This is a genomic window from Streptococcus suis (assembly GCF_002964575.1).
GTDB lineage: Bacteria > Bacillota > Bacilli > Lactobacillales > Streptococcaceae > Streptococcus > Streptococcus suis_R.
In genome coordinates this window covers 26613-44870 of the sequence record NZ_POQQ01000084.1, presented here as the reverse complement: position 1 = coordinate 44870, position 18258 = coordinate 26613, and the positions used below count along the sequence as shown (strand labels likewise).

The 18258-nt window shown below is 40.5% G+C and carries 20 protein-coding genes; 5 read left to right on the top strand and 15 right to left on the bottom strand.

What is annotated here, in order from left to right:
- Positions 1-112: 112 nt before the first annotated feature.
- Positions 113-439, bottom strand: a complete 327-nt coding sequence (locus C1E58_RS10350; RefSeq protein WP_014638837.1) for a winged helix-turn-helix transcriptional regulator — start codon at positions 437-439, stop codon at positions 113-115.
- 125 nt (positions 440-564) lie between these two features.
- On the opposite strand from C1E58_RS10350, the gene C1E58_RS10345 reads away from it, so the two are divergent.
- Positions 565-954: a nuclear transport factor 2 family protein gene (locus C1E58_RS10345; RefSeq protein WP_024389859.1), complete on the top strand. Its 390-nt coding sequence runs from the start codon at positions 565-567 to the stop codon at positions 952-954.
- A gap of 42 nt (positions 955-996) precedes the next feature.
- Here C1E58_RS10345 and mnmA read toward each other — a convergent pair whose 3' ends face one another.
- On the bottom strand, positions 997-2121 hold the full coding sequence (gene mnmA, locus C1E58_RS10340) for a tRNA 2-thiouridine(34) synthase MnmA (protein WP_105210280.1): 1125 nt from the start codon (positions 2119-2121) through the stop codon (positions 997-999).
- A 218-nt stretch (positions 2122-2339) separates the two neighbouring features.
- Here mnmA and sdaAB point away from each other — a divergent pair, with 218 nt between their 5' ends.
- Positions 2340-3011, top strand: coding sequence for an L-serine ammonia-lyase, iron-sulfur-dependent subunit beta (sdaAB, locus tag C1E58_RS10335; protein WP_105210279.1), 672 nt, complete (start codon positions 2340-2342; stop codon positions 3009-3011).
- A gap of 12 nt (positions 3012-3023) precedes the next feature.
- Positions 3024-3896 carry an L-serine ammonia-lyase, iron-sulfur-dependent, subunit alpha gene (gene sdaAA, locus C1E58_RS10330; protein WP_105210278.1) on the top strand — a complete coding sequence of 291 codons (873 nt, stop codon included), beginning with the start codon at positions 3024-3026 and terminating at the stop codon, positions 3894-3896.
- A 40-nt stretch (positions 3897-3936) separates the two neighbouring features.
- Here sdaAA and C1E58_RS10325 read toward each other — a convergent pair whose 3' ends face one another.
- The 12 genes from C1E58_RS10325 to yfmF form a co-directional block, all read right to left on the bottom strand.
- Complete coding sequence (locus C1E58_RS10325; protein ID WP_105210277.1) at positions 3937-4578, bottom strand: hypothetical protein; 642 nt, start codon at positions 4576-4578, stop codon at positions 3937-3939.
- Between the two features lie 114 nt (positions 4579-4692).
- On the bottom strand, positions 4693-5361 hold the full coding sequence (locus C1E58_RS10320; RefSeq protein WP_105114088.1) for a response regulator transcription factor: 669 nt from the start codon (positions 5359-5361) through the stop codon (positions 4693-4695).
- On the bottom strand, positions 5358-6740 hold the full coding sequence (locus C1E58_RS10315; RefSeq protein ID WP_105210276.1) for a sensor histidine kinase: 1383 nt from the start codon (positions 6738-6740) through the stop codon (positions 5358-5360). Before C1E58_RS10315 ends, C1E58_RS10320 begins: the two co-directional genes overlap by 4 nt.
- A gap of 114 nt (positions 6741-6854) precedes the next feature.
- Complete coding sequence (locus C1E58_RS10310; protein WP_105210275.1) at positions 6855-7427, bottom strand: LysM peptidoglycan-binding domain-containing protein; 573 nt, start codon at positions 7425-7427, stop codon at positions 6855-6857.
- Between the two features lie 290 nt (positions 7428-7717).
- Positions 7718-8344 (bottom strand): peptidoglycan-binding protein LysM, encoded by a 627-nt coding sequence (locus C1E58_RS12445; RefSeq protein WP_238142274.1) that lies wholly within the window; start codon positions 8342-8344, stop codon positions 7718-7720.
- Positions 8345-8531: 187 nt separating this feature from the next.
- Positions 8532-9329 carry an energy-coupling factor transporter transmembrane component T family protein gene (locus tag C1E58_RS10300; RefSeq protein ID WP_105114091.1) on the bottom strand — a complete coding sequence of 266 codons (798 nt, stop codon included), beginning with the start codon at positions 9327-9329 and terminating at the stop codon, positions 8532-8534.
- Positions 9322-10164, bottom strand: a complete 843-nt coding sequence (locus tag C1E58_RS10295; RefSeq protein ID WP_105210274.1) for an energy-coupling factor ABC transporter ATP-binding protein — start codon at positions 10162-10164, stop codon at positions 9322-9324. The genes C1E58_RS10300 and C1E58_RS10295 overlap by 8 nt, the downstream gene beginning before the upstream one ends.
- Entirely contained in the window at positions 10140-10976 is an 837-nt protein-coding gene (locus C1E58_RS10290; RefSeq protein ID WP_105210273.1) for an energy-coupling factor ABC transporter ATP-binding protein, read from the bottom strand. Before C1E58_RS10290 ends, C1E58_RS10295 begins: the two co-directional genes overlap by 25 nt.
- Complete coding sequence (gene pgsA / locus C1E58_RS10285; protein WP_105210272.1) at positions 10976-11515, bottom strand: CDP-diacylglycerol--glycerol-3-phosphate 3-phosphatidyltransferase; 540 nt, start codon at positions 11513-11515, stop codon at positions 10976-10978. The genes C1E58_RS10290 and pgsA overlap by 1 nt, the downstream gene beginning before the upstream one ends.
- Positions 11516-11527: 12 nt before the next feature.
- Entirely contained in the window at positions 11528-12364 is an 837-nt protein-coding gene (locus tag C1E58_RS10280) for a helix-turn-helix domain-containing protein (RefSeq protein ID WP_105210271.1), read from the bottom strand.
- 82 nt (positions 12365-12446) lie between these two features.
- On the bottom strand, positions 12447-13730 hold the full coding sequence (gene yfmH, locus C1E58_RS10275; protein WP_105210270.1) for an EF-P 5-aminopentanol modification-associated protein YfmH: 1284 nt from the start codon (positions 13728-13730) through the stop codon (positions 12447-12449).
- A complete protein-coding gene (yfmF, locus tag C1E58_RS10270; RefSeq protein ID WP_105210269.1) occupies positions 13727-14980 on the bottom strand; it encodes an EF-P 5-aminopentanol modification-associated protein YfmF in 1254 nt (417 codons plus the stop codon). The genes yfmH and yfmF overlap by 4 nt, the downstream gene beginning before the upstream one ends.
- A 73-nt stretch (positions 14981-15053) precedes the next feature.
- On the opposite strand from yfmF, the gene yaaA reads away from it, so the two are divergent.
- On the top strand, positions 15054-15437 hold the full coding sequence (gene yaaA, locus C1E58_RS10265; protein ID WP_105210268.1) for a S4 domain-containing protein YaaA: 384 nt from the start codon (positions 15054-15056) through the stop codon (positions 15435-15437).
- 2 nt (positions 15438-15439) lie between these two features.
- A complete protein-coding gene (recF, locus tag C1E58_RS10260; RefSeq protein ID WP_105210267.1) occupies positions 15440-16534 on the top strand; it encodes a DNA replication/repair protein RecF in 1095 nt (364 codons plus the stop codon).
- An 84-nt stretch (positions 16535-16618) separates the two neighbouring features.
- Here the strand turns inward: recF and guaB are convergent, their stop codons facing one another.
- Positions 16619-18100: an IMP dehydrogenase gene (gene guaB / locus C1E58_RS10255; protein ID WP_105210266.1), complete on the bottom strand. Its 1482-nt coding sequence runs from the start codon at positions 18098-18100 to the stop codon at positions 16619-16621.
- Positions 18101-18258 lie beyond the last annotated feature (158 nt).

Here is an 18258-nt window from a genome sequence, read left to right as displayed (position 1 = left end):
AAACTCTCGAAAATTGCAGGACAAAAAAGCCTACAATTCCCATGAGCTTTGACCATCATGATAATTGTTACTCTTATTCTATCAAAAGATTTGTAGAATTTCAAATCTAGTGTTACGCTAACGTTTCAATATATTCTAAGCCCCAAGCCTCAACAGCATCCAGTACCGAACGAAATTTTTCGCCCATCTCAGTCAAGCTATACTCTACACGAGGGGGGACTTCTGCATAGACCGTGCGACTAATAATGCGATCCTCCTCCAATTGTCTAAGGTGCCTTGTTAACATGGTTTGAGTAATACCTGGAATCAGTCGCTGTAATTCATTGAAGCGTTTCGTTCCTGTACTGAGTTGGTAGATAATCACCAATCCCCACTTACCAGTCAAGACTTTTTGTGTTGTTGCAAAAGGGCAAATACCATATTCACTAACTTTTTTCAAAAAAATTCTCCTTTATTTATCACAATAGTATCACTTTTGATACCAACGAATGCAAAAGTACCTACTTGCATAATGGAATGCTTCAACTATAATTGTACTATATCAAAAAAATTGGAGGACATCAAATGTCAACAAACTTGGAAATTTTTAATGCCTATAACAATGCTCTCATCGCTGGTGATTTTGCAGCTCTTTTTGAAACAATGGCTAATGACATTATCTGGCATCAACCCGGAAATCATTCAACATCTGGTGCTAAAATTGGTAAGGAAGTACTCGGAGCACATCTAGCAACTTTCGCCGAAAAAACAAATGGAACTTTCAAAGTAGTGACAAACTGGGTATCCGATAATGATACTCTTGTTGCCGCTAACGTAACATTCCTCGGTACTCGAACAGATGGTGAAGAACTAAACATGAATGGCATCGATCTTTTCCGTATGGAAGATGGCAAAATCAAGGAAGTTTGGCTCTTCTCAGCCGACCAAAAAGCCGAAGATGCTTTCTGGGGATAAGATAAAAAGCTTAGCATGAGGGTGCTAAGCTTTTATTTTTGATTAAATATACTGACAAGCCTCTCCATCTTTATAGGCCATGTCGATCATGCCGCCACCCAAGCATTCTTGACCCTCGTAGAAAACAACGGCTTGTCCTGGTGTGATGGCCCGCTGTGGCTCTGCAAAGATGACTTCTGCCTTATCCCCTTTCACCTTGACAGTTACTTGACTGTCTGGTTGACGGTAGCGGAACTTAGCTGTACACTCAAGTGTGAATTCTTCAGGCATATCACGTGTAAAGTGAACTTGACTAGCCTGTAAAGAAGTTGACATCAAGGACTCATGATAGAAGCCTTGACCGACATAGAGAATATTTTTTGACAGGTCTTTTCCGACAACAAACCAAGGCTCATTGTCCCCACCGATTTGTCCTCCAATACCAAGCCCGCCCCGCTGACCAATGGTATAGTACATAAGGCCTGTATGTTCTCCCATATCACGACCGTCAACCGTCATCATCCGGCCGGGCTGGGCTGGCAAATACTGCCCTAAAAATTCTTTGAAGTTCTTTTCACCGATAAAGCAGATACCTGTCGAATCTTTCTTCTTAGCTGTCGCCAAGCCTGCTCGCTCTGCTATTTCCCTCACCTGAGGCTTTTGTAAATGGCCGAGCGGAAACATGGTTTTCTGCAGCTGTTCCTGTGAAAGTTGGCTGAGGAAGTAGGTCTGATCCTTGCCATTATCTGCCCCGCGTAACATATGAACGGTACCGTCCTCGTCGCGTGACACCTGAGCGTAGTGGCCCGTCGCCACATAGTCCGCACCCAAGTTCATAGCGTAATCCAAGAAGGCCTTAAACTTGATTTCCTTGTTACACATGACATCTGGATTGGGGGTGCGGCCAGCCCGATACTCTGCTAAAAAGTACTCAAATACGCGGTCCCAATACTCTTTTTCAAAGTTGACAGAGTAGTAAGGAATGCCGATTTGGTCTGCCACCGCAGCCACATCTTTGTAATCTTCTGTTGCTGTACAGAAGCCATTTTCGTCCGTGTCGTCCCAGTTTTTCATGAAGATGCCGATGACATCGTAGCCCTGCTCCTTGAGCAAGAGAGCCGTAACCGATGAATCCACACCGCCACTCATACCGACAACAACACGGGTTTTAGAATTGTCAGTTGACATAATCTTCTCCCATCTTTTCGTAGAAATAACGATTTGAAGGTCGTATTTCAAAATTTTTTCCAAAAAACGATTTGAAGGTCGATTTTGAACAACTTGTATTATATCACACAAATGGGAGAAGCAACAGGAATTTGGCATTGAAAACCCATTCATCTTAGCATATTCCTTGACCGGAAAATTTGATATAATATACCTAAGAATGAAAGGCGAGGAAAACTATGACAAACTTAAAATTTCAATCGGTTTTTGACATCATTGGACCGGTTATGATTGGACCGTCTTCTAGTCACACAGCTGGTGCGGTCCGAATTGGGAAAATTGTGTTTTCAATTTTCGGCGATAAGCCGACAGAGGTGGAATTTCAACTCTACAATTCCTTTGCCAAGACCTATCGTGGTCACGGTACGGATGTAGCCTTGGTGGCAGGTATTCTGGGCATGGATACGGATGATCCCCGCATTCCTGACTCTCTTGATATTGCAAGAGAACGAGGCATTAAGGTTTACTGGCGTGTCAACAAAGACAGCAATACCCCACACCCCAATACCACCAGAATCATCATAAAAAACGATAAAAAATCCATCTCAGCCACTGGCGTTTCCATCGGTGGAGGAAATATTCAAGTAACAGAACTCAACGGTTTTTCTGTCAATCTCAATATGAATACGCCAACTATTATTATTGTTCACCAGGATGTTCCAGGTATGATTGCCAAGGTAACTGACATCTTATCAAAATACAATATCAACATTGCCCAAATGAACGTGACACGTGAACAGGCTGGCGAAAAAGCTATTATGATTATCGAAGTGGATGCTCGCCAGTGTGAAAATTCTATTGCAGAAATTGAAAAAATTCCACACCTGCACAATGTAACCTTCTTCAACTAGAAAGAGAAAGACATGTTTTATACTATCGAAGAATTAGTTCAGCAAGCCGAACAGTTTTCTGGCAATGTAGCTGAACTCATGATTGCGACTGAAATTGAATTGACCGGTCGTAGCCGCGAAGAAATCTTGACAATCATGTCAAGAAACTTGACAGTTATGAAAGCCTCCATCGTAGATGGACTTACTGAAAGCAAATCCGTATCTGGTTTAACAGGAGGCGATGCTGCCAAGTTAGATGCCTATATGAAATCTGGTAATACCTTATCAGATTCCGCCGTCCTATCCGCCGCAAGAAATGCCATGGCCGTTAATGAATTGAACGCCAAAATGGGCTTGGTCTGCGCCACCCCAACCGCTGGATCTGCTGGTTGCTTACCTGCTGTGCTTGGCGTTGCCATTGACAAGTTAAACTTGACAGAAGACCAACAACTTGACTTCCTCTTTACAGCAGGAGCCTTTGGTCTGGTCATCGCCAACAATGCCTCTATATCAGGTGCAGAAGGAGGCTGTCAGGCAGAAGTCGGATCTGCCTCTGCTATGTCTGCTGCAGCCTTGACACTGGCTGCAGGCGGAACTCCCTATCAAGCTAGCCAAGCCATCTGCTTTGTCATTAAAAATATGCTGGGTCTGATTTGCGATCCCGTCGCTGGTCTAGTGGAAGTCCCTTGTGTCAAACGTAATGCAATGGGCGCAAGCTACGCCATGGTAGCTGCCGATATGGCACTAGCAGGTATCGAATCCAAAATCCCCGTTGACGAAGTCATCAATGCCATGTACCAAGTTGGTTCAGCTCTACCAACTGCCTTCCGTGAAACTGCTGAAGGTGGCCTTGCAGCTACACCGACGGGGCGTCGCCTCGCACAAGAAATTTTCGGGGAAAGTTGACAAACCTGTCAAGATAAAAAGGACCATTGCGGTCCTTTTCTTATTGTTTCGTGAACGTTAGTTTCTCTAAGGTTGTATCATTGGCGTCAATTTCTGTCAAGGTAAGTGTAGAGCCGCTCAAGTTATAGCTATCTGCTTCGCCATCAATATAGGCAAGTTTTTTGTCTAGATCAAAGATAACTTGCTCAATGTCTTGATCCCCATCGTTGTCAACTTCTGTCAAGGTAGCCTGATTTCCTTTGACAGTCAGGGTGTAGGTGTCATTTCCGGATGTTGCTGTATAAGTACCATCTAACTCAGAAGTGTCAACCAGCTTTACACCATAGCTTGCTGCGAGATCACTAACTGACAGTGCATTTGTAGTAACTGTTGCAGCGTTTGTCGTTGCTGATGATGAACTTGCTACAGATGAGGAGTTAGCGGTCGCAACAACCTGCTGATTGTCATCATCGTAATCAACAATACCAACTTGTTGTTCAATTTGGTTCTCCAAAGCATCAAGTTTATTTTCATACACCTCTCCTGCGACAAAACCAATCGTTGCCAAGGTCAAGGCACCTACTGACAATAAGATAATTGATTTCTTACTCATACCTGCAACCTTACTTTTCACAGATTCCCAAGCACCTGTTTTCTGATTTTCTGTCACTTCAATGATTTCTTGTTGATTTTTGTTTTCCATGTTATATCCCTCTTGATTAAATCTATTTTTCAGCTCCTGCTGATAAGTCTATTATAGAGGACAATCTTGAACACTTTGGGGAAATTTTATAAACAAATTTTAAACACTTTTAAATTATGCATTAAGACGATAACCTGCTCCCCAAACCGTTTCGATTAAATCAGCTCCCAATTTATCTCGCAGACGATTGATATGGACAGCCACTGTGGCACTATCTCCAACATAATCATATCCCCAAATGGTTTCAAACAGATGGTCTTTAGAGAAGACACGATTGGGATGCTTTGCCAGATAAACAAGCAACTCAAATTCTCGGTTGGGTAATTTGAGTTCTTGACCATCCAAAGTCACCTTCCAATTATCCAAGAAAATAGTCACATTTCCAACAATCAATTCATTACTGCTATCATCCTTTTGGAAACGTTGGTAGCGAGCCAAGTGGGCCTTAACACGTGCCACCAGCTCCATAGGATCAAAGGGTTTGCTGATATAATCATCCGCTCCCAATCCCAAGCCTCTCACCACATCCATGGTTTCTTGTTTAGACGTGACCATCAAGATAGGAAAATCCACCTTATCCCGTAAATCTCGACATAAATCATAGCCAGTTTTGTTTGGAAGCATAACATCTAGCATCAGAAGAGCATAATCCTCTTTTTTGAGTTGTTCCTCAACAAGTCCTCCATCATGAACCAAGTCAACTTGGTAGCCCTGCATTTCCAGATAATCTCGCTCCAAATAAGCAATTTCTAGATCATCTTCCGCAATTAAAATCCGTGTCATGTCATATCCTTTCTCGGTAATCTAAAGGTAAATCGAAGCCCTGGAGTTGCCTCAACAGACACACGACCACCCAATCTCTCAATAATATTTTTTACGATAGCTAAACCTAAACCATGACCTTCTACTTGTTGGCGCGTATCATCTTCCCTGTAAAATTCTTCAAAAATCAAGCTAAGTTTATTCTTTTCTAGACCTTTTCCATTATCCATAAAGGTCCAAACAACTTCTTGCTCTTCTAGATGACCAGCAAGGCTTATTTTCAATGGACGAACAGCTGCGTATTTTCTGGCATTATCAACCAGATTGTCCAAAATCCGACGGAATTGGGTCGGATCTATCTCAACAGGCAAGTGTTCAGATAGATCCAGTTGGAACTGAACACCTTCATCTGCCAACTCAGCTGTTTTTTCTCTGACATATTCCTGTAAAAATGGAACTAGATCCAGTTTTACTTTATCAAAAGGCATCTTATCTGTTTGTAACTGTGAGAATGCAAATAGTTTTTCCAGTAACTTCTCCATCACCTGAGATTTTTGATAAATGACCGTCAGGTACTGATTGCGTTTTTCCTCCGTATTGGCAATACCATCCAAAATTCCCTTGGCATAGCCTTTGATTGAAGTCAAGGGGGTCCGCAAATCATGAGAAATATCTGCGACCATCTGCGTTCGGTTTTGCTCATACAATCGATTTTTCTCATGGGCAGCTAACAAGAAAGACTGCATTTGATTGAACCCTTGGGTCAATTCTTCAAATTCCTTATCTCCTTGGTAGGCTAGGGGTACTGTATAATCTCCCTGTTGAATACGGTCTACACCGCTATGCAATTCATCCAAAGGCCGCATGACGACACTTAAAAGACGGCGAGTAAAGAAGAAATTCAGCACCACAACTATGAGGATACCCGCTCCGCCAACCAAGAAAAGTTGTAGTAGAAAGGCTTGAAATTCCTGACTTTCTTGCTGTTCTTCCATATCCTCTAGCAAGGCATAGAGATAGTAAATCTGACCATCTGTTGCGACCTTGCGACTAATGACAATTTCTCCATCTACATAGGAAGTGTGGGTTGTAGCAGACACTGTCACTTCTGACAACTCATCTGCATCATCTGTCAGATTTGAAAATAAGACTTCACCATTGCTCTCTACGTATAATTTTGCATCACTTAATGCTAAATCGTCAGCTAATTTTGGAAAATCTGTACCTGAAAAGCTTTCCAGCATTTGCTGACTGCTAGCTGTCTTCTGACTGGTTGATTGCCAAGTACCCTGACTACGATAAATGCTGTTCACCACATAGACACTGACGCCCAGCATGGCTATCAATGACAGGACCAGCATCATCATATTCAAGCGAAATATTCGTTTCTGTAAATTCATTGTTCTTCTCTTCTAGTCAATTTTTCCACATTATAAGCAAATTCGTAGCATTTGTAAAGCATGGAAAACCCTCAACTAAAAAAGCCTAGTAAAACTAGACTTTTTATTGTGTTCTTAATACCAGCCGTTTGCCAACCAAAACTGATAGGCTGCTGACCATGAACCGTAGCGTTCTGCTACATAGGCATCTGCCACACGCTCTTGGTTTTCTGGTGAATAGTCACCATTCAAATAAGTATTGGTTAACTGGTAGCGACCAATGTAGATACCATTGCGTGCATCGTAGCTACCGCTTGATTCCTTCATAGCAATCCATTCTTTTGCTGCTGCATCCTCAGCGCTCAAGTTTGAAGTATATGAACCAGTGGTAGTAGTTGTCGCTTCACTAGTTGTTGCAACTATTTCAGCTGCTGGAGCTTGCTCCGCTGGTTTTTCTTCTGTAGTAGTAGAAGCTGTTTCACCAACTTCAATAGCTTGTCCAACATGGATAAGATTTGGATTGGAGATTTTATTTTGTTCTGCCAATTTCTCTACACTTGTATTGTATTTTGTGGCGATTGCTGACAGGGTATCGCCAGATTGTACAGTATAGGTTTCCGCACTAACAACACCAGCAGTCAATAAGGTTGCTCCTGCCACCAAACCAGCGATTGTTGTTTTCAAGTTTTTCTTCAATGTAATATTCATAATAGTCACATTCCTTTCTCTTATGTATCTATCATACCCTCTGACTATTACTCTCGTTTTGTAAATCTATTACAAATATTACAATGACATTGAGTTTACACTATAAAAGGACTATTTTCGCGATTTTAGAAGTTTTTTGTCAAAATCATTTACAGTTTTCTTTACAGAAATTTCCGTATTTTTGACAGTTACTGTAAAGAAAAACAAAAAGGTCCAGTGGACCTTTTATCTGAATACGGAAATGAGAAAGCGAATCAATGCCTAGGATACATCTAGACATCTTACTCCTATCAATACCAGCCATTTGCCAACCAAAACTGATAGGCTGCCGACCATGAACCATAGCGTTGTAAGACATAAGCATCTGCTACACGTTCTTGATTTTCAGGTGAATGATCTCCATTTAGATAAGCGCTACTCAGTTGATAACGTCCTATATAAATACCATTATTTACGGAATAGCTACCACCCGATTCTTTTTGAGCAATCCATTCTTTAGCAGTAGCATCGTCTACTATTGAACCTGTCGAAACCGTAGCTACTTGAACCTGAGCTTGAGGAGTTGAAGTAACTTCAATTATAGATTCTTCCCTAGGGCTATCGTGATATACCTCTGTAACCTCTGTCTGCTCAACCATTTTTGTCTCATCTACTGATGTAGACGTTACTACATCTGACGATTCAATAATTTGCGGCTCTTCAAACGCAATATTGGGATTTTCTACCTGTAGAGGCTGGGCATCTGTTTCTACTGCTAACATTGTATCGTAACCTAACTCAAAAACAGGACTGACAGCAACGTATTCTGTTGTAGACCCAGATCCACTTCCAATCTTACTGATAGCATTAACCACATTATAGGGCGCATTTGACACTGCTCTTACAAGCTTGGTATAAGAATAGTTACCTGTCAACATCAGACCACATAAAACAAGAACTGAAATAATAATAACCCCTACTATACCTTTGATAAACTTACTTATAAAACTCTTTTTCATCAAAAAGAACTATCCTCTATCTGATTATTATAACCATTCCTATCATACTACCAAATTATTACTTTTTATTTAAAAAAATATTACAATTCAGTAAAACGCTTACTTATTAGGAACTCTTTAATAAATATAGAGCAACCGCTAAAGAAATCATTAGAAGAATAGCCACAGTATCTGCCCATTTCCAAGCTAAAATACGGTACTTGGTTCTACCTTCTCCTCCCTGATAACCACGCGCCTCCATAGCTGTTGCCAAAGCGTCAGCCCTCTTAAAACTAGAAGCGAACAAGGGAATTAGGATAGGAATGACAGATTTCACCTTCTGGATAAGATTTCCCTCATTAAAGTCCACTCCACGTGCCCTTTGTGCATTCATAATACGGGTGGTATCATCCATCAAGGTCGGTACAAAACGCAAGCTCATGGACAACATCAAGCCTATCTCATGTACAGGAACCTTGAATCGTTTCAAAGGTGACAGACCTGATTCAATACCATCTGCTAAACTAAGCGGCGTTGTCGTCAGTGTTAATAGGGTTGAAAAGAAAATAATCAAGACAAAGCGAACAAAAATAATTCCTGCCTGTTGCAAACTCTCTAATGATACTTTGAAAATCCAAAACTCCCATAGAATTGTCGCACCTGGAGTAAAGAAAACTTGGAAAAAGGTTGTAAAGAGAATAATCCCAATCATTGGTTTTAGACCGTTGATAAAAAACGACAGGCGGATACGCGATAGCACAACCAAACCAATTATAAATCCAATCAACAAAGCATTGGTAATCAGGTTATTGGCCCAAAATATCATCAAGAGAAAGGCAAACATAGCCAAGAGCTTACTTCTCGGATCCAAGCGATGAAGAATGGAATTTCCTGGAATATAGCGACCCAAAATCAATTTATCCATGCGTCACCATCCCCGTAAATTCGTCGATTGTAATCGGAAGACGTTCAAATACAAAGCCTCTTCTCTCCAAATTAGCTGCAAACTTGGTAATCTTAGGAACACCCAGTTGAATACTCTCCAAAAAATCCACCTCTTGAAAAATATCGACTGGTTTTCCAGAACGCACCAATTTTCCCTTCTCCATAATGTAAACAAAATCAGCATAATTGGCCACATCATCCATCAAATGAGTGACCAAAACAATGGTCATACCTGATTCATGCAATTTCTTGAAAATATCCATCAATTCCTGACGACCAGCAGGATCCAAGCCTGCCGTTGGTTCATCCAAAACTAAAATACTTGGTTCCATGGCTAAAATCCCAGCAATCGCTACTCGACGCATTTGGCCACCAGATAGTTCAAATGGACTACGCTCAAACAAGTTTTCATCAATTCCGACCAAGGCCAGCTTTTCACGCGCAATCTGCTCAGCATCTTCCTGAGAAACTCCGAAATTTTGTGGACCAAAAGCAACATCTTTTAAGACCGTTTCATCAAAGACCTGACTTTCAGGAAATTGGAACACAAGACCAACTTTCTTCCTGACTTGCTTAATCTCCTTATTTTCAGACGTTGCTGTGATTACAAAGTCATCAATAACCACTCTTCCTTCTGTCGGCACATTCAATCCATTCAAGAGTTGTAAAATCGTTGATTTCCCCGACCCCGTATGCCCAATAAGCGCCGTATACGAGCCGTCAACAATCTCCAAATCCACACCAAAAAGCGCACGCCCCTCAAAAGGCGTGTCAGCTTGATAGGTATAGCTTACTTCTTGGAGATGAATTCCCATACAGTTTCCTCTAATTCTTCCTCTGTAAAATAGCGGAGCGGTAGATCAAGCCCAGCCTGACGCAAAGATGCTGCCAGTTCTGTTGTAAACGGTCTATCCAGGTCTAAATCTGCTAAATCCTCTCGCATAAATAGCTCAGTTGGAGTACTAACGGACTCAACCTGCCCCTGTTTCATCACAATCACTCGATCGCTCAATGCAACCTCATCTAAATCATGTGTGATGGAGATAACCGTCATACCATGCTGGTCCTTAATTTCACGAACGATTTTAATCAAATCAAGGCGCCCTTCTGGATCCAACATAGACGTAGCCTCATCCAAAATAATAATTTTTGGACGCAAAGCTACCACTCCAGCAATAGCTACCCGTTGCTTCTGACCACCCGATAAACGAGCAGGTTCACGAGTTTTAAAATCAGCCATTCCGACCAACTCCAAGGCTTCATTAACCCGTGTCTGCATCTCTTCCAAGGCTATCCCTTGGTTTTCCAAGCCAAAAGCAACATCATCTTCTACTGTTGCGCCCACAAATTGATTATCTGGATTCTGAAATACCATACCAATCAGACGACGCTTATCCCAGACATTCTCAACTGTTAAGACATCACCATCAATTATAATATCTCCAGACTCAGCTTCCAATAAACCGTCAATCAAACGAACCGTTGTGGACTTACCAGACCCATTATGACCGATGATGGACAACCATTCCCCTTGTTTCACGTGAAACGAAACATCCTTTAAGGTATAATGCTCATCCTCTTGATGATATTTATATCTAAGATTTTTTACTTCAATAATATTTGTCATTACTTAAACGTATCTTTGAACAAAAAAGATGCACCCTTGAAATAGTCATAACCTGAATAAAGGGTAAAGAAAAGAGCGATATAAAGCGTAATCTGTCCCAACAAATTCCAGTGTAAGAGCAGGAAAATCACCGCAAACATCTGTGAAAAAGTCTTAATTTTACCTGGCATAGCAGCAGCTAAAACGGTCCCTCCATTTTCAACCAAGAGCAAACGAAGACCAGTCACTGCCAATTCACGACAGATAATAACAGCCACCACCCAAGCTGGAGCAAAACCAAGCTCCACCAACATAATGAAAGCTGACATGACCAAAATCTTATCTGCCATTGGGTCCGCAAATTTACCAAAGTTTGTCACAACCTGCCACTTACGAGCCAAATAACCATCTAGGTAATCCGTAATACTGGCTAAAGCAAAAATAATCGCCGCTAACACATGGCTAATCGGTGACTGCCAGACAGTAAGAAGGAGGATAAAGATTGGAATAATCAGAATCCGCCCTACTGTCAAAGCATTGGGAATATTTTCTTTTTTCATTGTGTTTCCTTTTTATTCAAATACAAGTCCAATAGAACCTGTATCACTTGTTAATGCTTGGGTATCCAACTTTTGACCTGCAATGGTAATGTCTACCCCCTTTACCACACCTATAACAAGATAGGCTTCACTGGTACCTTCTGGCAGGCTGGTCGTAACCGTCGGATTTTCAGGAGAAAGCACCACTCCCTCTGCCAATTCTGTACCTGATAGACTAATCCAGCTAGTGACATCTTTAGCTGAAATAGTAACCTCTACTGGATAAACCGTTTCTTTAACAGTCGCTACAATATAGTCACCCGTCCCAGAAATACTGATGTTCTTAGCAGAAGAACTGCTTGAAGAAGTTGTGGACTGCTCTGTCGTACTGGTTTCAGAAGTCGTACTTGTAGCAGTTTGTCCCACAACAGTGTAAGAAGTTTCTGAAGTCGGCAACACCTGACTTTGCATGCGGCTATACACGATATAGGTTACAAAAATGATAATAAAACTAGAAGCAAGTAAGAGATAAAGCAGGGGAAGAAAAGATTTCTGAGTTTTCTTTTTCACTCGATAACTCCTCTTCAATTCTGCTGCTAAGATTTCCTCTTCCCCCTCTTCATGATACTTTATCAAGCTATTGCTATCATAAGCCTCCAAGAGAACATCCGCATCCAGTTCTAAAGCATCTGCATAGACAGTCAAGACATAGTCAACATCCTCATCTTCAGCAATAGAATCAAAATCATTGTACTCCAAGGCCTGTAAGTACCTAGCATGGATCTTTGTCATTCTCTGTAAATCAACAAAAGTCCAACCTCGTGACTCACGCGCTGATCTAAGTACCTCACCTATACTCTTTTGTCTCACTACTAACTCTCCCCTCCGTTCACTTATATACAATACTCTATTCTAACAAAAATCTAAGGAAATTTCGATGAGTTAGGTCCATTTATTTGGGAATAATCGTGAAATCTGTCATATCACAGTTACTAATAAAGTGACGACCAGCTTCTCTAATATCATCCAGCTGTAGTTCCTGTATCATTTGAGGTAAATCAAATATATTTTCAACATCTGAATACTGAGCAACAAAATGACTGGCAGTAAATTCCAAGGAATTTAAACTCCGAATAAAATCTCCATACATTTCATTTTTTAGCAAGTGCAGGTGATTTTCATTCACATCCTCATCTCGTTCAAAATTACGAACAGCTTTCATAAGCATACTAGACAAGGTAATTGGCTCCTGCGTATCACCAGAAATAACCAAGTAATGATAGTCCGGGGTAACTTCTAACTGAAATTGGAAGGATGAATCAATCTTACCTTGCTCATACAGACTCTGATAACGTTTTGAGGTCCAACCAAACAACATGGCAAATAAGAGTTGCAAACACAAGCGATACTTTTGTATCTCCTCACGCTCAAATACATCATTACCTCTTAAACCAACTGCTAATTTAGGAGTGGATACTTCAAACTCTTCTGTACGGTGTTGAAGAATAGGCAGCTTTTCGATTGGTTTTACTTCAAATTTTGACTTACTCTCATCAAGTTGCGCAGTCTGATAACTTGAAATTTGCTGCCATACCTGGTCCAAATCAAAATGTCCAATCACAAATAATGTCATATTCGACGGATGATAGAACAAATCAAAATTGTCATATAAATCTTCTGCTGTGATGTGTCCAATCGACTCTACTGTCCCCGCAATATCGTGGGCTAAAGGTGTTTGAGGATATAAGGAGCCTAGAATACCTGTAAACAAACGGTAATCTACATCGTCTTGGTACATTTCAATTTCTTGTTCGATAATCCCCTGTTCTCTCGCAACATTCTCATCTGTAAAGTAAGGTTGACGAACAAAGGATTGTAACAAAGATAAGGCTGGCAAGACTTCCTGAGTTGTTGAAAATAGATAGCTAGTCTGACCAAAGCTGGTATAGGCATTTGCACTCGCACCAAATTTAGCAAACTCATTCATCACATCATCTTCATCCTCATTTTCAAACAATTTATGTTCCAGAAAATGTGCAATTCCTGCAGGATAGGCGATATCCCTCCCATCCTCTAAAAAAAGATGGGTATGTAAAGCTCCAAAATTAGCTGTAATAACTCCGTAGGTTTCATGAAAATCCATCTTAGGCAAGAGAACTACTGTCAATCCGTTGTCAAGTTTAGCATAGTAGACAGCTTCTTTCATATAAGGATATTTTTTCTCAATTAACTTCATTCCTCTGTCCCCTCCATAAAGTAAACCGCCTGTAAATTTATCATTTTCCCAACGCGAATAATATCTTCAGTTGATACTTCCTTTACAGCTTCTATCCATTCCATCCAAGTCAAGTTTCGCTCGCCTAAGCTAATTTGATTGTAAACTTGTTCTATCAAATTATTCTGCCTATCTTGAGCCAGTGTTGCTGAGTGAACGAGCATGTTCTTTGTCAACTCTAATTCATCTTCTGTAAACTTTCCACGCTTCAAATCAAGAATTTGCTTACTAATCAGCTTCATCACCTTTAAACGATCCCCACGATTGATACCAGCATAAACCTTCATCATCCCAGAAAAGATAGTCACCTGACTTCCGATTGTATAAGCCAAACTCTCCTTCTCACGAATATTTACAAATAATTTCGAATGTGAAAAAGCACCAAGTAGCCCATTAAAGACCATCAAGGCTGGATAGTTTACATCATTGTAAAGGACCTGTAAATGATAAGCCATTTCTAAAATCGATTGCCTTGCCTGCTTTCTCTCAACTTTCTCTCTTGTAATATTTGAATACTCTTGTTGGTACTCCAACTCTAGTTTGGGCTTGCGATAGGTAAAATTAAATTGTTCAAATCTTTCTCGAACAAGGTCTTGATTTACGGTCCCAAGTACAAAAATATCAATCTTATCCACACGTAGCATGTTTCTATAGATTTTATATACCGACTCGGCTGTCTCTTTCTCAACCAAATCTAGGCGACTGACACGTGGAATTTGCAAGGCTTGGTCTTGATAAAATAACTTGTTCACTTCGACATCCGCATGATAAAAATTATCCTCTACTTCAGACTCAAGAAAATTGATTAAATTCTTTTTCTCAACTTCAAAAATCTTTTGTTCAAACCCCTGACCTTGCTTTAGTGGACGAAACAGACTGGAATATAAAAAATCAAGAATGGCTCCGGTAATATCCTCATTATTTGGTAGATAGCTTGGATTGGTATAGGAGATTGTAAAATCTACCATATGTACACGCCCACGTTTTGCAACCGATGTTGAAAAATGTGCCCCATATAGCTCTGCCAAGCGTCTACGCATTGCCTGAGCGGAAGGATAATCCTGGTTCCCCATCTCAAGAATATTCGCTACTAATACACGTCCTGCAACCGTTGCCTCATTCATCTCAGCAGCAAAACGCACTTTAATTCTGTTTGTAGTAAACTGATCCGTTTCAATAAAATGCAAATCAATTCCTTCTTGTAATTTCATCTTCTTCCTCTTTCAAACATTGTACCTTCCATTATATCATTTTGTGATATAATATTCTGTAACGAGGTGACTTATGGAATTTAAATTATTTGATGACTACATCACATTACAAGCATTATTAAAAACAACTGGTATTCTCCATTCAGGAGGTGCCATTAAAGGATTCTTAGAAGAAAATACCATTCTTTTCAATGGAGAGGATGAAAAAAGACGCGGTAAAAAAATCCGCATCGGAGATGTTATCACACTCCCAGACCACAATACCAGCATCACAATCGTCGCTCCTAGTGCAGAGGAAATCAAACAGCACCAAGAGGATCAAGCTGAAAAAGAACGTGTGGCTGCAATCGTTAAAAAGTTAAATCAAGAAAATAAAAAGAATAAGAAACAAGTAACCCCTACTAAAAAAAGTACAAAAAAAGCCGATAAGAAGCCTGTCCGCTTTCCTGGTATGTAAACATGTGGCTTGAAAGATTAGAATTACGGCACTTTCGCAACTACAGTCAACAAGATATTGAGTTCAACAAAGGACTCAATGTCTTTTTGGGTGAAAATGCCCAAGGTAAAACCAATATTTTGGAATCTATTTACTTTTTAGCCTTGACACGTAGCCACCGTACTCGAACGGACAGGGACCTGCTCCAATTTCAAGAAAAAGAGCTGTCTATTTCTGGTTTACTCCATCGTACAAATGGTAAAGTACCACTTGACATCCACTTGACAGAAAAGGGACGAATTACCAAGGTTAATCATCTCAAGCAAGCCAAACTATCCAACTATATAGGGCATATGAATGTAGTCCTCTTTGCACCAGAAGATTTACAGCTGATTAAAGGTGCGCCTGCTCTGAGAAGAAAGTTCATCGATGTCGAGCTCGGTCAAATCAAGCCACTCTACCTCTCTGATTTGACTAATTATAACCACACTCTCAAACAACGTAATGCCTACCTAAAATCCACTGACAAAGTAGACGAAACCTTTCTATCTGTACTTGACCAGCAACTAGCTGAATATGGCAGTCGTGTCATCCAACATCGACTTGATTTCCTCAAAAAACTAGAGGAATTTGGAAACAGAAAAGTTCAGGAAATATCTGGCAGTCGGGAAGAACTGACTATCGAATATCAAACCTCAATCGGATTGACAGATGATGTCAATTTAATTGACAAATTCTTGACAGAACTTAAAAAGTCTCGTAAACGTGATTTATTTAAGAAAAATACAGGAGTTGGACCACATCGGGATGATGTAGCTTTCTTTATAAATGGAATGAATGCCCATTATGGTAGCCAAGGTCAGCACCGCAGTCTCGTTCTATCAATCAAACTGGCTGAAATCGAGCTGATGAAAGAAGTCACACGAGAGTACCCAATTTTACTCCTAGACGATGTTATGAGTGAGCTGGATAATAATCGCCAAATCAAACTACTAGAAACTATTACGGATACGATTCAAACATTTATTACAACGACATCTTTAGACCATTTACATAGGCTACCAAATAGTTTAAAAATCTTCCATATTGAGTCTGGTAATGTTACGGAGTCGGAATAACGGGTGTTTACAAAAATCTTTACAAATTTGTCAACTTTGTTTACAACATAGCAAAGACCCTGTCAATCAGGGTCTTATTTTTGTTTATTGTACTGAATAGTTTGGAGCTTCGTTTGTGATTTGAACATCGTGTGGATGGCTTTCTTTCAAACCAGCACCTGACATTTCGATGAATTGTGCATTTTCATGCAATTCAGCCAAGTTACCAGCCCCTACATAGCCCATACCTGAGCGAAGTCCACCAACCATTTGGAAAATCATATCTGCAACTGAACCTTTATAAGCTACACGTCCTTCAATTCCTTCTGGAACAAGCTTGTTGGCTTCATTGACAGATGCTTGGAAGTAACGGTCTTTTGAACCTTGTTTCATGGCTGCGATAGAACCCATACCACGATAGGTCTTGAACTTACGACCTTGGAAGATTTCTGTCTCACCTGGTGCTTCGTCCGTTCCTGCAAACATAGAACCAAGCATAACTGCGTGACCACCAGCTGCAAGTGCCTTAACGATATCACCTGAATACTTGATACCACCATCAGCGATAATGGTTTTGCCAAATTCACGCGCAACACCAGCTGCATCATAGATGGCTGTCACTTGTGGTACACCAACACCTGCGATGACACGTGTTGTACAGATGGAACCTGGTCCAATACCGACCTTGACAACATCCACACCAGCTTCATAAAGAGCACGAGCGCCTTCAGCTGTGGCAATGTTACCTGCAATCAAGGTACGAGTTGGGAAATGCTCACGGATTTCTTTAATCTTGCGAAGAACACCTGCTGAGTGACCGTGAGCTGTATCGATGACAATGGCATCTGCACCCGCTTCAAAGAGAGCTTCTGCACGTTCAAAAGTATCAGATGTGACACCAACAGCACCCGCAACCAAGAGACGACCAAATTCATCCTTCGCAGCATTTGGGAACTCAATCACTTTCTCAATATCTTTGATGGTAATCAAGCCAGACAAACGACCATTTTCATCAACCAATGGTAATTTTTCAATACGATGCTTGTGAAGAATAGCCTCAGCTGTCGCCAAGTCTGTTCCAACTGGTGCTGTTACCAAGCCATCGCTAGTCATGTTTGTAGAAATTGGCTGTGAGTAATCCGAAATAAAACGCATATCACGATTGGTGATGATACCAACCAACTTACGATTTTCCATGGTTTCTACAATTGGCACACCAGAGATACGGTAGGTCCCCATGAGTTTCTCAGCCTCTGCGATTGTGTGCTCAGGAGTTAAGAAGAATGGATCGATAATGACACCATTTTCAGAACGTTTTACCTTACGCACTTCTTCAGCCTGTTCTGCAATAGACATATTCTTATGGATAACACCCAAGCCACCTGCACGTGCCATAGCAATAGCCATTTTGCTATCTGTTACAGTATCCATGGCAGCAGAAATAATTGGAAGATTAAGGGTCAAATTTGGTGCTAATTGCGTTTTTAAATCAATATCATGTGGCAATACATGACTTTCAGCCGGAATAAGTAGTACATCATCAAAGGTAAAGCCTTTTTTCAAAAATTTAGTGTCCCAGTTTGACATTTTCTTCCTCTTTTCTTTTTTTCTTACTAGCTATCGCTATAATTATTTTATTTATGATAACATTTTGAAATCATTTGTCAAATATTATTCGCATTAAAACAGGGAATAATAAAAATTCAGAAAATTCTTTACCACTTCCTTTTAGAAATTCGAACGTT

Excerpts from the sequence above, each read along its gene's own strand:
- C1E58_RS10320 (WP_105114088.1), bottom strand. The coding sequence starts at position 5,361 with ATGACACGGATTTTAATTGCGGAAGATGATCTAGAAATTGCTTATTTG.
- pgsA (WP_105210272.1), bottom strand. The coding sequence starts at position 11,515 with ATGAAAAAAGAAAATATTCCCAATGCTTTGACAGTAGGGCGGATTCTG.
- guaB (WP_105210266.1), bottom strand. The coding sequence starts at position 18,100 with ATGTCAAACTGGGACACTAAATTTTTGAAAAAAGGCTTTACCTTTGAT.
- yaaA (WP_105210268.1), top strand. The coding sequence starts at position 15,054 with ATGGAATTTAAATTATTTGATGACTACATCACATTACAAGCATTATTA.
- C1E58_RS10345 (WP_024389859.1), top strand. The coding sequence starts at position 565 with ATGTCAACAAACTTGGAAATTTTTAATGCCTATAACAATGCTCTCATC.
- sdaAB (WP_105210279.1), top strand. The coding sequence starts at position 2,340 with ATGACAAACTTAAAATTTCAATCGGTTTTTGACATCATTGGACCGGTT.
- C1E58_RS10325 (WP_105210277.1), bottom strand. The coding sequence starts at position 4,578 with ATGGAAAACAAAAATCAACAAGAAATCATTGAAGTGACAGAAAATCAG.
- yfmH (WP_105210270.1), bottom strand. The coding sequence starts at position 13,730 with ATGAAGTTAATTGAGAAAAAATATCCTTATATGAAAGAAGCTGTCTAC.
- C1E58_RS12445 (WP_238142274.1), bottom strand. The coding sequence starts at position 8,344 with ATGTTGACAGGTAACTATTCTTATACCAAGCTTGTAAGAGCAGTGTCA.
- mnmA (WP_105210280.1), bottom strand. The coding sequence starts at position 2,121 with ATGTCAACTGACAATTCTAAAACCCGTGTTGTTGTCGGTATGAGTGGC.
- C1E58_RS10315 (WP_105210276.1), bottom strand. The coding sequence starts at position 6,740 with ATGAATTTACAGAAACGAATATTTCGCTTGAATATGATGATGCTGGTC.
- C1E58_RS10310 (WP_105210275.1), bottom strand. The coding sequence starts at position 7,427 with ATGAATATTACATTGAAGAAAAACTTGAAAACAACAATCGCTGGTTTG.
- C1E58_RS10295 (WP_105210274.1), bottom strand. The coding sequence starts at position 10,164 with ATGGGAATTCATCTCCAAGAAGTAAGCTATACCTATCAAGCTGACACG.
- sdaAA (WP_105210278.1), top strand. The coding sequence starts at position 3,024 with ATGTTTTATACTATCGAAGAATTAGTTCAGCAAGCCGAACAGTTTTCT.
- C1E58_RS10300 (WP_105114091.1), bottom strand. The coding sequence starts at position 9,329 with ATGGATAAATTGATTTTGGGTCGCTATATTCCAGGAAATTCCATTCTT.
- C1E58_RS10290 (WP_105210273.1), bottom strand. The coding sequence starts at position 10,976 with ATGACAAATATTATTGAAGTAAAAAATCTTAGATATAAATATCATCAA.
- recF (WP_105210267.1), top strand. The coding sequence starts at position 15,440 with ATGTGGCTTGAAAGATTAGAATTACGGCACTTTCGCAACTACAGTCAA.
- yfmF (WP_105210269.1), bottom strand. The coding sequence starts at position 14,980 with ATGAAATTACAAGAAGGAATTGATTTGCATTTTATTGAAACGGATCAG.